This window comes from Novosphingobium sp. FSW06-99 (genome assembly GCF_001519065.1).
Classification (GTDB): Bacteria; Pseudomonadota; Alphaproteobacteria; order Sphingomonadales; family Sphingomonadaceae; genus Novosphingobium.
In genome coordinates this window covers 1-13,069 of record NZ_KQ954253.1, presented here as the reverse complement: position 1 = coordinate 13,069, position 13,069 = coordinate 1, and the positions used below count along the sequence as shown (strand labels likewise).

Genomic DNA, 13,069 nt, shown 5'->3' with positions numbered 1-13,069 from the left:
CACCAGACAGAACATGACTGGGGATAGAAGGCTGATATAGATATCTATCAGCATCAATCATATAATGACCTTGCAATTAGTCTGGCTGCTTCTCTGAACAGGATGGAGTGTGGAATTTCGTTCTCTTCGATCGCCAATTCGTCGACAACAAATCCGAATTCCGCTCTGATGCGAAGGCGATACCACAACGTATTCTCTGGTAGGTCGGGCAGAGCGCGTTTGTAGAATTCGAACATCTGGTCCGTGAACATTCTCTGCGACTCGATGCGAACATGCGCCAGGTTCGGCAAGGCGCGCAGTGCCCTCATCGTCCACACCCCGCCCGGTTCGCTGGCGACGATGGATGCCGCAGTCCTGAACCATTCCTCGAGCTTGTCGACCTGAGAGTCGAGGCTTGCCCATGCCCCACCGTCGAACAGCCACACCGCATATGCGTCATATTGGCGCTTGAGCAAACGGCGAGCGAGTTCTTCGAGAATTTCGTACTTGTCATCGAAATATCGATAGAGCGCCGGCGGCGTCAGATTGGCGCGCGCACAAATTCCGTTGGTCGTGAGTTTTTCGAACCCGACTTCGCCGAGCAGCTCACCAGCGGCTGTTATAAGTTTTTCATAAGTTGCGATGGCTTTGGCGCTTTGTGGAGGCTCGCGGCGTGCCTTGGGGGAAGCAATCGCCGGCGAAGCGGATTTCCCCGACGATCGCGCGACCGTGCGTTTGCGGGCCGTGGATTTCTGTTCGGCAGGCTGGTTCATTATCGTTATCTCGTCATGTGCGGAGCGACCGCGCGCAATAGCATTTCCTAAGCGCTATAGCGCGTTCGATGCGCCACCGTCGAGCGATCAAATTATGGCGGATGGCTATCGATTCCTGCAAGCCGGGCTGCCTGACAGCCATGCAGCAATCGATGCGCGCACGACATGCAACCTAGCTTTCCGTATCTCGATGGTGCGGTCTATGAGTTTACGGACTAGCAGTCGTACCCCGGAAGATGGCGGTCGAGCTGTCGACGAAGACCTGGCCAGACGAGGGCGGAAACGCTTCCGCGGCCTGCTCCCGAAACCTGCCGCCGAACTTCTTCCTGTGCGCTGTCCGGGGCGAGCAATATGCCCGAGGTTCCGGCGCTCAGGGCAGCGACTTGTTGTTGGCACGCCTTTTCCAGGTAATAGATATTGAGCCATGCTTGCGCGGCGGTTTCCCCCACTGCCAGCGTCCCGTGGTTTCGCAGGATCATCAGGTTGCGACTGCCAAGGTCGGACACGATCCGCTCGCGTTCGTCGTGGTTCAGCGCGATGCCTTCATAGTCGTGATAGGCAAGATGCGGCATGACGATGAGCGCATGTTGGGTCAGTGGCAGCAGTCCCTCGACTTGCGCGGCCACGGCGACGCCGGCGTTGGCGTGCAGGTGGATCACGAAGCGCGCGTCCGACCGCGCCATATGGATTGCCGAATGGATTGTGAACCCGGCGGGATTGACCTGATACGGCGACTCGCCGATGACCTTGCCGTCCATCCCGACTTTGACGAGCGATGAGGCTGTGATCTCCTCGAAGAACTGGCCGTATGGATTGATCAGGAAGTGATGCTCCGGGCCGGGGATGCGTGCCGAGATGTGCGTAAAGATCGCATCGTCCCACCCGTAGAGTGCGACCAGCCGGTAGAGCGCTGCGAGCTCGACGCGGATGTCCCACTCTGCCGCGTTGTCGGGGAATGCGGAGACTGGCGATGCCGAAACCATTGTGAGGTGTCCTTTCGTTGGGGGTGCGGGATGGTCGCCCTGGCGCGGGGCGAGGTTGGCAATGCTCTAGCACACGGCCCCCGCATTAAATAGCTTATACTATGAGTGTTGTGATCCCGCCGTTTCGTCGCGACGCGGCATGACGCTTCTGCACAGCCGTCGCCACTGCACAATCGCTGTTGACATTATATAGTAATAACTATATTAAATGTCCAGACAGATGGAGAGGTGTGGTGCATCCCGGATTGACGAACATACCTCCCGCCTCGCAGAGGCGGCGTAATGGCGGTGCCTTGGGCTCCTGCTTTTCGAAGGCGTCTCCGGCGCGCTTGGGCGGGTGCTAGGCATGGCCGCCGATCAATTTACAGGCTCCCCGCTGGCGGTCGTCAGGACGGTGAGCCATGTCGCCATAGAGGTTGCCGACCTCGACAAATCCATTGCCTTCTATCAGCGCGCCCTTGGCTTGCGCATTGTCGTCGATGATCGATCCAGTCCGACCCAGGCGTCGATCAAGGGGCTGATTGGCGATTTCGCCTTCGAGATTGCGGCTGTCGCCGGGTGCTGTGGAGGGGTGGAAACGGCGCGCCCGGGCTTGTGCCTGTCGTTTGGTGTCGAGGACGCGAAAGCGTGCTTGCGCCGCTTTCAAGACGCAGGGCTGGGCGAACCTGGCGCCCTGTCGGAGATGTCGGGGGCGACCTTCTTCACGGTTCGCGACCCCGACGGCAACGCGATCGAACTGATAGAATTTCCGCACGGCGCGATCGCACTCGGTCAACTTCTCGTCGCCGGCGAGACGCGAAATCCCGGAGACGCACCATGACGGACAAGCCTGACCCGTATGACCGCCTGTTGGCGCTGGGACTGACGCTGTCGCCCCCGCTGGCGCCCGTCGCCAATTTCGTCGGGCTCGTCCAGGTCGACAAGCTTGTATTCCTGTCCGGACAGGGGCCGGTCAGCCCGATCCACGGCTATAGGCTGGGCAAAGTAGGGCGCGATTACACGGCCGAGGAAGGCTATGACCATGCCCGGATCGTGGGCCTGAATCTCCTGAGCGTGCTCCATCACGAATTGGGGTCGCTCTCCCGGGTTGTTCGCGTGGTCAAGCTGCTCGGAATGGTCAACGCGACGCCAGACTTCGCGGCCCATCCGGCGGTCATCAACGGTTGCTCCGATCTGTTCGTGGAGGTCTTCGGGCCCGACATCGGCAAGCATGCGCGGTCCGCCGTCGGGGTCGGATCGCTGCCGGGCAATATCAGCGTCGAGATCGAGGCGATCCTGGTCGTCGAGGAGAGCGCCTGATGTCGTCTTCGCAGCGAGCGGCGGTAGATGGTTTTGGCAGCGGCCTGGCGGCCGGTAGGGATCATGCGGCTTCGCTCGGTCCTTTCGACAAGGGGGTGCCGCAAGGGATCTCGCCTGTTCCCCTGGCGGATGTCGCCGCGCAGGGTTGGAACGTCCTGCGCGGCGACTTGCCTTTGCCTGCGGCAGTCATCCGGGAGGATGCGCTCGACATCAATATCCAATGGATGCGCGCTTTCGTGGAGGATCAGGGCGTGGCTCTCGCACCCCACGGCAAGACGACGATGGCGCCTGCGCTCTTTGATCGGCAGCTTATGGATGGTGCCTGGGGCATTACGCTGTCGACACCGCATCAGGTCGCGACGGCGATCACGCTTGGCTACGACCGAATTTTCATAGCCAACCAGGTCATCGGCCGCTCGGCGATCCGCTATCTGTTCGATGCGATCGAAAACAACCCGAAGCTAGAGCTGTTCTGCCTGATCGACTCCATCGCGCTCATCGAGCAGATCGAGGCGATTGCTGCGCAAGCCGGGACGACCCGGCGGCTGCAGGTGCTCGTCGAAAAAGGCTTCGTGGGCGGCCGGACGGGATGCCGCACAGTCGCCGAAACGGTGGCCGTGGCGCGCAGGATCGCGCGTTCCCCCCATCTCGATCTCGTCGGCGTGGAGGGTTTCGAGGGCCTGATCCGCGGCGAAAGCCTGGCGGCGACGCTCGACAAGATCAGGCAGTTTCTGGATGAGGTCGTCGCTGTGGCGCGGTGTTGCGACGACGAAGATCTGTTTGGTGAAGGCTCGGTACTGCTCAGCGCAGGCGGGTCGGCCTTCTTCGACCTCGTGGCTGAACGGCTCAAGGCAGCCGATCTGTCGAAACCGACCACCGTGCTGCTGCGCAGTGGCTGCTACATCACCCACGACGCGGGCATGTACGCTTACGCGTTCAAGTTCCTGCAAGAGCGCGCTCCCCATCTGTTCGATCGTGGCGCGCCAAGACCCGCGCTGGAAATCTGGGGTTACGTCCAATCGAGGCCGGAGCCGAACCTTGCGATCGTGGCGGTGGGAAAGAGGGACATCTCCTACGACCAGCCCCCGGTGCCGCGATATTGGTATCGTCCCGCGCAAGGCGATAGCGCTCCAGCGTCGCTCGGCGATGGACACAGGGTCGATCATCTCGACGATCAGCACTGTTACGTGATCGTGCCCGATGGGTCGCCCCTCGCCGTCGGCGACATGGTTGGCTTCGGCATTTCGCACCCATGTCTGACATTCGACAAATGGCGCGTCATCCACATGGTGAACGAGCACTACGACGTGACCGGATCGCTGCGCACTTACTTCTAATTATTTGATCGGAGGCGATAATGTCCAACCCACTTCTTCAAAAGCTCAAGAACGGAGACGTCTGTCTGAACGGATGGCTCACGATTCCGGATGCCTTCGTCGCCGAAGTCATGGCGCAGACAGGCTGGGATAGCCTGACGATCGACCTCCAGCACGGGCTTCACGACTATCGCTCGGCTGTGGCTGCGTTGCAGGCTCTCCACGGGCGTCCCGTCACGCCGCTCGCACGCGTGCCGTGGAACGAGCCCGGCATCATCGGCAAAGTGCTCGACGCCGGGGCATGGGGTATCGTCTGCCCGATGGTGAATACGGCAGCGGATGCGAAGGCGCTGGCCGATGCATGCCTCTACGCGCCGCAGGGCGCGCGCTCGAACGGTCCCATTCGCGCCGGCTTCTACGGGACGGCCAGTCCCTATCAGACGATCGCCAACGCAAACATTCTGGTCCTTCCGCAGATCGAGACGCCCGAGGCAGTCGAAAACCTTGAGGCGATCCTGGATACGCCGGGCATCAGCGGCGCCTATGTCGGCCCCAGTGATCTGGGCCTGTGCATGGGGCTACCGCCAATCCTCGACCGGGAGGAACCCCAGATCCTCGAAATCTATGAGCGGATCATTGCCGCCACGCGCAAGCGCGGCCTGATCGCGGGGATTCAGAACAACGCGCCTGCCTATGCCGCACGCATGGGCAGGATGGGCTTTCAAATCCTGACGATAGCCACCGACGTCAATCTGATGGGCTTTGCCGCACACCAGGCCGTCAAGGCGGGCCGTGAGCTGACCAACGAAACGGCGGGGGCATGACCAGGACATTCGCGCAGGAGCACGATCATGGAACGCTATGATTTCGTGATCCGTGGTGGCGAGATCCATGACGGATTGGGCACCCCCGGCCGGATTGGCGATGTGGCGATCCGCGGCGGCGTGATCGCGGCGATCGGATCGGTCAGCGGGACCGGCGCGCACGAAATCGACGCCGCAGGCGCGATCGTCACGCCTGGCTTCATCGATGTCCACACCCATTATGACGGCCAGGTGACCTGGGAGACAACGCTTGCCCCTTCCTCCAACCACGGCGTCACCACTGTGGTGATGGGAAATTGCGGGGTTGGTTTCGCGCCTTGCCATCGCGACCAGCACGACATGCTCATCGAACTCATGGAGGGTGTGGAAGATGTGCCGGAGGTCGTCATGGCAGCCGGTCTTCCGTGGAACTGGGAGACATTTCCGGAGTATCTCGACGCCCTCGAACAACGCCACATGGACGTCGATTTTGCGGCGCAGCTTCCGCATTCTGCATTGCGAGTGTTTGTGATGGGGCCTCGCGGCGCCCGGCAGGAAGCGCCGACTGAGGCCGATCTGGCGCAGATGCGGGCGTTGACGACCGAGGCCGTGCGATCCGGTGCTATCGGCGTATCGACATCCCGGAATTTGCTGCACCGGACCAGGGCGGGCGAGCTGGCGCCAAGCGTCTTCTCGGAGGAAGCGGAACTGCTGGCGCTTGCTGGTGGGCTGCGCGATGCCGGGGACGGCGTCTTTCAGATGATCCCCAGCGTCACCGGTGACGCCCAGCATGAATTCGCGTTGATGCGTCGCATCGCGGTTGCATCGGGCCGTCCGCTCGCCTTTTCGCTGCTTCAGTCGCACAGTGGTGACGAAGATGCCTGGTCGCACACGCTTTCGCTGCTTTCAGCGGCGAATGAGGACGGGCTCGAGATGCGGGCCCAGGTCTTTCCGAGGCCAGTCGGTTTTCTCTACGGCCTCGACTTGTCGTTTCACTATTTCTCGCTTCATCCCAGCTATCGCGCGCTTGCGGACCTGAGCCTGGCGGAGAAGGTCATCGCCCTGCGAGACCCCGAAGTTCGCGCCAGGCTTCTGGTCGAAGAGCCGGTCAGCGCCAATGAATTCGCGCTCGCCATCGTCAAGGGCTTCGCAAGGGCCCTTCCGATGACCGATCCGCCGAATTACGAACCCGATATGCGTTATCGGGTTTCTCAGGAGGCGAAGAAACGCGGCCAGACGCTGGCTGAGCATGCACTGGACCTGCTGCTGGCCGACGATGGCAAGGCGATCTATTTCGTGCCCGGCGCGAATTATCGCGACGGAAATCTCGATGCCGCCCGGGCAATGGCAGCCCATCCGAACACCGTCCTGGGGCTGGGCGATGGAGGAGCCCATTATGGGCTCATCTGCGACGGCAGTTTCCCGACCTCCTATCTTCAATCCTGGGTTCGTGACGCCCGGCCAGACCAGGCGGTGGCGCTGCCGGCTGCGATCCGTGCGCTTAGCCTCGAGCCGGCCTGGAGCGTCGGGCTCCGGGATCGCGGGACGTTGAGGGTGGGGGGCAGGGCAGACCTCAACGTCATCGATCTGGCGCGCTTGCGGCTTTATGCGCCAACAGTTGCCTATGATTTGCCGGGTGGTGGCCGCCGCCTGCGACAGAACGCAGACGGGTATCTGGCAACGTTCGTGAATGGCCAGATGACCTACCGCAACGGCGTGCACACCGGCGCGTTGCCGGGCCGCCTGATCCGGGGTGCGCGACCGCAAGCCTGATCCCGGCCGATGCGCGGCCACAATGTTTTTCTCGACCTGGCGAGAAGAAGGGGGCGGAACCTGGAGCATTGTAGCAAGCGCGCGCGCGCATATCCCGGGCGGTCTCGGCACACCGGTCGGGGGCCGTAAAAAGTCGGGCAACGGACAAGAAGGCGGCAAAAACGGCATCGCCGATTTCCCGGAAACCAAAGCCATAATCGGCGCCCCCGAACAGGTTCGAGATTGTGACGGTATGTCATTGAGAACCGTTGATGAAAGGTCAGTTTGCATGAAGATCATCGTGACGGGTGCAGCCGGTGCGCTTGGCCGGGCAGTCGCAGCCAGAGCGGTCGAGCTTGGTCACGCGGTCGTGGGGATCGATCGGGTCGAAGATCCGGCGGGAGCGAACTCGGGCAACTGGATCATATGCCCGAACTTGGCGGAGCCGGGCGCCTGCGACAGGGCGATAGAGCAAGCGGTTGAGCAGCTTGGCGACATCGACGCCGTCGCGCATTGTGTGGGCGCCTTTGCCTTCGCAACGCTCGACGATGCTTCGCCCGAGCAATGGTCCGAAATGCTGACAATCAACCTGATGAGCGCGGTCGTGACGATCCGATCGTGCCTGCCCCGATTGAAAAACGGCGCAACGATCGTCGCTGTCGGGGCATTGGCGGCGCAGTATGCGGGCAAAGGAATGTCCGCTTACGCTGCGTCGAAGTCGGCCCTGGCGAAGCTGATCGAGGCGACTTGCGCGGAAAACAGAACGCGCGGGATCCGCGCCAATCTGGTTCTGCCGGCGATCATCGACACTCCGCAAAACCGGCTGGATATGCCCGATACTGACCCGGCCAACTGGACCAGTCCCGGGGCTATCGCAAATGTGGTCTGTTTCCTGCTCGATCCATTGTCGAGCGCTATCAATGGCGCCAGTATCCCGGTTTCCAACCCTGCGCGCTGAGCTCACCGCACACCACTTCGAAGCGCCCGGCTGCGCCCACGGCTGCGACGGCTTCGGAAATGGCACGGCCGATACCGCGCGAAGAGCCGGTGACAATGGCCACCATTCCTTGTCAAATCAACCAAGCCCAATGCCACCCCGCATCCAACCATCCCAACGTCGGCCCAGGCACGGGCCGGTTTATCGGCGAGATTCAACGGTGAGCCCGGTCATTGTCCGGCCGGAAAGCCGCTCCTCGAAGCCAGCGTGCTTCAGGTATGCGCCGCACGCCGCGCCAGCAAATTCCGTTGGCCGGCGCGCTCGGCATCATCGGCGAGCTTGAGCAGCGCCTTGGGGTCGGTTCCCAGAAGCCGAATGCTCCTGGCGCGCTCGGGCGGCATGAACACCTCCAGCGTCTTCTTCGTCATGGCCTTCAAAACGACCTCTGCGACGAACTCGGCCGTGACGGACGACGACAGAAAGGCCATCGGCACCTCGTCGCTTTCGGCTTCCTTCACCAGCATCGGGGTTTCGGTCGATGTCGGATGAATGATGCTGAAGTCGATCGGTGAGGTTCGCTGCTCGATGCAGAGTGCGTGATGAAAGGCGCGCAGCGCGTGTTTCGCGGCGGCATAGCTTGCCAATCCGGCAAACGGCAGAAAGGCCGTCATGCTGCACACGGTCACGAAATGGCCGGAGCCCTGCGCGAGAAACCGCGGCAAAGTCGCCATCATGCCGCGGATCGGTCCCATTGCATTGACGTCGAAGGTCTGCTGATGGGCCTCGACGGAGACATTGCGGGCGTATCCGGTATGGACGATCGCCGCATTGTTGATCAGGACATCGAGACCTCCGAACCGCTGCCAGCAGGCATCGAGTGCACGTTCCCATTGGGTCGAAGAGGTGATGTCCAATGCGATCGACGCAGCGGATTGGCCGAGTGCCGCGGCCTGGGCCGCCGCCCCTTTTTCGTCGATGTCAGCGATCAGCACTTTGTGCCCGTGTTCCACCGCGAGAGCGGCCATCGCCGCGCCGATCCCGCTTGCGCCACCGGTAATCAGCAAAGTCTTCTTCTTCGTCTTCGCCATCTGGTACTTCCCCGTATGTCCGTTCACCGCAGGGATGAGAGCCGCTTGTCTCCCGTGCACCCAATTTTCGCGGCAGGATGCGTGCCGGTGTCTCGCCTGCGCCATTGCTATGCCTTTGCCGAGATTATATAGCAATAGCTATATTATTTTTCGGACGATTCCGGTGACGTATGATTGGCGATAGCGAGAGTGAAGCCTGCTCCGAACTCAAGGGCAGGCAACAGTGATAGTCTCTGATAATATTAATATATAGTCGAAGCTATATTGCTTTCGCAGGATGGCGCGAGGTCGGGCGGCGATCCTGGCCAACGAATGAAAACCGGGCCGCCATGTTGGCGACGTCGCCGACAGACTCGGTATAGCCGCCGGAAACCCAGCGCCGCGCGATCTGCATGATCGCGCCCTCGGCACCCACCTTCATGAGTTCCTGTGTGACCTCGGGCGCAATGAGTTCTGTGAGTCTTGCCGAAAAGTCCTTGCCGATTGCAAGTACAAGGGGGTCGTTATTGTGCAGTTCGAGCAGAAAGACACGCGCTTCGTCGGGATGATCAAGCAGCGCGTTGAAAAATCCGCCGAGCGCCGACACGACCGGGGATGCCGGATCAATAGCTGCCTTGACCAATTCCAGCAGACTGTCTGTGACTGATCGGAATGCCTCGGCAAAAAAGGCGTCACGATCCCCGAATATTTCGTAAAAGTGCCGTCCCGTGAGCTTTGCCTCTCGGCATATCGCGGCAACGGACGCCCGCTCGGTACCCTTGCGGGCATAGATCGCGATCCCTGCATCAATAAGGCGTTCACGCCGATCCAGCAGGCGATCCTCGAAACTGACTCCCCGATAGGAACGACGTGCGGCTTTTTCCATGCGGCTTCCTTGACACGCAGTCACCCTCAGTGCAAATGTGACATCACGCAATGTCACTTTCTGGGCGCGCAATCATGACCTCGATCCAAGCCATACCCGAGCTCGACAATCGCCGTGACTGGCCCGCTGCCTGGCGCGCTTTGAAGAACCTTCTTCGAGACGGCAGCGATACCGTGCAGGTTTTTCGCATCATGCGCGCGTTGAACGCCGGCAATAGCCGGCGCAACTACATGCGCTTGATCGAAACCCGCGAGGGCGGCCGGATCGCCTATGGGCGTGTCGAACTTTCGGGCAGCTTTGGCGATCCATCCCTGCTTCGCGCGTTCGCCTCCGGGACGGTGGGGGCTGCCTATAGGGAATTCGTCGAGCAGAGCGGATATTCCGCCAAGGGTCTGGCAGACATCAGCAACCTCGAGGCCGTCGTGCCCGAACTCCAGCACCCGTACGCCTGGTTTGGGCGACGCGAGCGCGACATTCATGATATATGGCACATCCTGACCGGCTATAAGACCGACGATCTCGGCGAGGCCTGTTTGGTTGCCTTCTCTTATGCGCAGACGAAAGGGCTGGGTTGGGCTGTCATTGCAGCCGGCTCGGCACTGGATTCGCTTCAGTACCCCTATCGAAAGGCCTGGTGCAGGGCGGTCTGGGAAGGATATCGGAACGGAAAGGAAGCCAAATGGCTTTCGGGCGAGGATTATCTCGAACTCTTGGCTGAACCGCTCGTCGATGCGCGCAGGCGGCTAAACATACCGGAACCGCGCCACTATCTTGAGGCCAAAAAGGTGTTGCCGGCGAACGTTTGAGTGTGGATCGGCGCCCAGGCAGAACTCTGGCGGATTTCGTGCAAAGCACTGTAATTGTGGCGAAAATAATGTGCCGAGATTGCGTTCGGCACCGATTGGGGCCCCGCTGATCTCCCTCCTTGTGGACCCGTTTCAGATAGGTGTGCCGCAGAGAGGCGGGCGCGCGCTTCGGTGCCGATCCACAGTCAAAACACCGTATCCCGGTGTCGGTCAAACCGGTACCAGCTCAACCGGTCGCATCAGGGCTGCAGTCGCAGGCCTTCGACGAGGAGGCCAACCATGTGCCGTGCGTGGTTCGGATTGCCGTCGTATGTCGACATGCACAGCGTGGTGACCGCGCAAAGTATTTCCGCCGGGTCCATGCCAGGCTGTATCTCTCCCGCACGATCAGCAGCTTCGTAAAGGCTGCAAGCCACCGGACGAAGGCTGCGATCAAATCGCAGGAACAAGCCGGTAAAGACCGGATCGCCCGAGCTGAGCGCCTTGGCCAGACCTCGTTTCGTGCCGATAAATTCAGCATAGGCCTGTATCCACCGTGCAAATGCTTCAAAAGGCGGCTGCTCGGCAGAAAGGGTTGTCGCTGCTTGGGCGCAGGCGTCCATCTCGCCATGGAACACGGCCTCGATGAGATCCGCGCGCCGGGGAAATCGGCGGAACAGAGTTCCCATACCCACGCCTGCTCGCTCAGCTATCTCGCGCGTCGTGGCATCGACTCCGGTCGTGGCAAACAGCTCGCGCGCGGCCGCGATCAACGCGGCGGTGCTCCGCTGCGCATCGGAGCGCAGGCGGCGCTTGCCGCGCGCCTCGGCGGCTGTCTCGGTTTGCACATCATTCAATGCGGTGGTCGACACAAATACCTCTTGTTAAATGGAGCAGTGCTCCGTATTAAATCGGAGCGTTGCTCCGCATCTCCTCTGCTACCGGTATGCGACGGCGCTGACAATATCACTCCAGGAGAATAGCATGCATGACAGGCCCGTAGCGCTGGTCACCGGCGCAAGCCAGGGTATCGGCCTCCAGATAGTCAAGGATCTGACCGCAAAGGGTTTCACCGTCCTTTTGGGCTCGCGGAATTTCGAACGTGGTGAAGCTGCTGCGAAAGAGGTGGGACCTGACGCTGTCGCACTTCAGTTGGATGTCACGGACCTGCCATCGATAGCAGCGGCGGCCGCCCGGATTCGCACGGAGTTTGGTCGGCTGGACGTGCTGGTTCAAAACGCAGCGATCGCCACGACGAGCGAAAACGTGCAATCGGCGCAAGAATTTATTGCTGCAAGTCGTCCCAGCGTCGTCTCTCTCGACGAGATGCGAGCCGTCTGGAACACGAACGTCTTCGGCGTGCTTGCTGTGTATCAGGCAATGGTCCCGATCCTGAGGAGCACACCGAATTCTCGGATTGTGAATGTATCGAGCGCTTCCGGTTCACTTACGATGGCGTCGGACCCAAACTCTCCCGTGCGACTAGGTTTCGAGGTAACATACGCCGCATCCAAGACCGCCTTGAATGCCTTGACGGTCGCGATGGCGATCGAGCTTGAGGCTGACGGGATCAGGGTGAACGCAATGACCCCCGGCTCCACCAAAACGAAGATGAATCCGGGCGGGACGGATACCGTTGAAGAGGGGGCGGCGGAGGCTGTTCGTCTTGCCACGATAATCACTGAAGGTACGAGCGGCACGTTCACCCATGCAACCTACGGCGCGTTGCCCTGGTAATCTATCGACCGTCGAGTCCGCCTATCGTAAGTGTGGTCTGGCGGCGCATCGGAGACTCGGTGCCTGGGAGCGATCTCTCTCGCAATTCCTCTATTTGAAGAAGCATATCGCCCAACCGCCCCGTTCGGCTTCTGCCAGAGTGCGCTGCTATGCTATCGGTTGGAGCCCACTTTGTGGGTTTTGCCATCCATGGCCTCCAGACGCCGGCCCATTGCGGCATTTGGTAAACGTCGGGTCTGTTGTCATCTGGCCGATCCTGCTGCTGACGCACGATGCCGCCGGGCACCCGGTCAATGGGCATTGGGATGCGATGGGCATCTCGATCTTCATGGGCGGGCTGTTTGTCGCGGCATGGCTGTTGTGCGTCGTGGTGTTCACGCTGGTGCCGATCAGTTTTCAGGGTGTGCTGGGGCTGAACGGCATGCTGGCGCCCAACATTGCCGACAACATGGGTGTGTGCAAAGCAATGGCCGGGATGATCCATGCCGGGCTGGTGGTTGGCAACGTGATTGTGCTGATGATGATTCTGGCGCTGCTGCTGGCAATCATCATGTCGATGGCCGGGGCTTCGCATACGTTCTATCAACCGTCTACCGATGGCCGGCTCCCCAAATAGCTCGGGCGGGTGAACCATTCTGGAGCGCCGGTGGCCGTGATGGAGACCGACCTGGGTTTCAACCTGATCCTGCTATCGTTCGTCAATCTGGCCCTGATGGGCGTGGGCGCGGACATGCTGGGCAAAGGCACGCTCT

14 protein-coding genes are annotated in these 13,069 nt (G+C 61.0%); 9 read left to right on the top strand and 5 right to left on the bottom strand.

The window, feature by feature from the left end:
* Nucleotides 1-53: 53 nt before the first annotated feature.
* Both AQZ49_RS04905 and AQZ49_RS04900 read right to left on the bottom strand, forming a co-directional pair.
* The gene (locus tag AQZ49_RS04905) at nt 54-752 is read right to left on the bottom strand and encodes a TetR/AcrR family transcriptional regulator (protein ID WP_082701514.1); all 699 of its coding nucleotides are present in this window, start codon (nt 750-752) and stop codon (nt 54-56) included.
* A gap of 215 nt (nt 753-967) precedes the next feature.
* Nucleotides 968-1,735 carry a class II aldolase/adducin family protein gene (locus tag AQZ49_RS04900; RefSeq protein ID WP_067613579.1) on the bottom strand — a complete coding sequence of 256 codons (768 nt, stop codon included), beginning with the start codon at nt 1,733-1,735 and terminating at the stop codon, nt 968-970.
* Nucleotides 1,736-2,081: 346 nt separating this feature from the next.
* Between AQZ49_RS04900 and AQZ49_RS04895 the strand changes: the two genes are divergently transcribed.
* From AQZ49_RS04895 to AQZ49_RS04870, 6 genes are read left to right on the top strand one after another with little or no spacing between them, the layout of a single operon-like run.
* Nucleotides 2,082-2,555: a VOC family protein gene (locus AQZ49_RS04895; RefSeq protein ID WP_067613577.1), complete on the top strand. Its 474-nt coding sequence runs from the start codon at nt 2,082-2,084 to the stop codon at nt 2,553-2,555.
* Entirely contained in the window at nt 2,552-3,034 is a 483-nt protein-coding gene (locus AQZ49_RS04890) for a RidA family protein (RefSeq protein WP_067613575.1), read from the top strand. The genes AQZ49_RS04895 and AQZ49_RS04890 overlap by 4 nt, the downstream gene beginning before the upstream one ends.
* Entirely contained in the window at nt 3,034-4,371 is a 1,338-nt protein-coding gene (locus AQZ49_RS04885; RefSeq protein ID WP_082701513.1) for an amino acid deaminase, read from the top strand. The genes AQZ49_RS04890 and AQZ49_RS04885 overlap by 1 nt, the downstream gene beginning before the upstream one ends.
* A 20-nt stretch (nt 4,372-4,391) precedes the next feature.
* Nucleotides 4,392-5,174, top strand: coding sequence for an HpcH/HpaI aldolase family protein (locus tag AQZ49_RS04880; RefSeq protein ID WP_067613573.1), 783 nt, complete (start codon nt 4,392-4,394; stop codon nt 5,172-5,174).
* Nucleotides 5,175-5,201: 27 nt separating this feature from the next.
* The gene (locus AQZ49_RS04875; protein WP_067613570.1) at nt 5,202-6,926 is read left to right on the top strand and encodes an N-acyl-D-amino-acid deacylase family protein; all 1,725 of its coding nucleotides are present in this window, start codon (nt 5,202-5,204) and stop codon (nt 6,924-6,926) included.
* A 22-nt stretch (nt 6,927-6,948) separates the two neighbouring features.
* On the top strand, nt 6,949-7,863 hold the full coding sequence (locus tag AQZ49_RS04870) for an SDR family NAD(P)-dependent oxidoreductase (protein WP_082701512.1): 915 nt from the start codon (nt 6,949-6,951) through the stop codon (nt 7,861-7,863).
* Between the two features lie 251 nt (nt 7,864-8,114).
* On the opposite strand, the gene AQZ49_RS04865 is transcribed toward AQZ49_RS04870, so the two are convergent.
* Together AQZ49_RS04865 and AQZ49_RS04860 are read right to left on the bottom strand one after the other, a co-directional pair.
* Nucleotides 8,115-8,930 (bottom strand): SDR family NAD(P)-dependent oxidoreductase, encoded by an 816-nt coding sequence (locus tag AQZ49_RS04865; protein ID WP_067613566.1) that lies wholly within the window; start codon nt 8,928-8,930, stop codon nt 8,115-8,117.
* 259 nt (nt 8,931-9,189) lie between these two features.
* Nucleotides 9,190-9,795, bottom strand: coding sequence for a TetR/AcrR family transcriptional regulator (locus AQZ49_RS04860; RefSeq protein WP_067613563.1), 606 nt, complete (start codon nt 9,793-9,795; stop codon nt 9,190-9,192).
* Between the two features lie 74 nt (nt 9,796-9,869).
* Between AQZ49_RS04860 and AQZ49_RS04855 the strand changes: the two genes are divergently transcribed.
* The gene (locus AQZ49_RS04855) at nt 9,870-10,601 is read left to right on the top strand and encodes a Coq4 family protein (protein ID WP_067613561.1); all 732 of its coding nucleotides are present in this window, start codon (nt 9,870-9,872) and stop codon (nt 10,599-10,601) included.
* Between the two features lie 239 nt (nt 10,602-10,840).
* Here AQZ49_RS04855 and AQZ49_RS04850 read toward each other — a convergent pair whose 3' ends face one another.
* Nucleotides 10,841-11,452: a TetR/AcrR family transcriptional regulator gene (locus AQZ49_RS04850; RefSeq protein WP_197410924.1), complete on the bottom strand. Its 612-nt coding sequence runs from the start codon at nt 11,450-11,452 to the stop codon at nt 10,841-10,843.
* 112 nt (nt 11,453-11,564) lie between these two features.
* Between AQZ49_RS04850 and AQZ49_RS04845 the strand changes: the two genes are divergently transcribed.
* Nucleotides 11,565-12,317 carry an SDR family NAD(P)-dependent oxidoreductase gene (locus AQZ49_RS04845; protein WP_067614216.1) on the top strand — a complete coding sequence of 251 codons (753 nt, stop codon included), beginning with the start codon at nt 11,565-11,567 and terminating at the stop codon, nt 12,315-12,317.
* 211 nt (nt 12,318-12,528) lie between these two features.
* Nucleotides 12,529-12,933, top strand: coding sequence for an amino acid permease (locus AQZ49_RS22715; RefSeq protein WP_067613556.1), 405 nt, complete (start codon nt 12,529-12,531; stop codon nt 12,931-12,933).
* Nucleotides 12,934-13,069 lie beyond the last annotated feature (136 nt).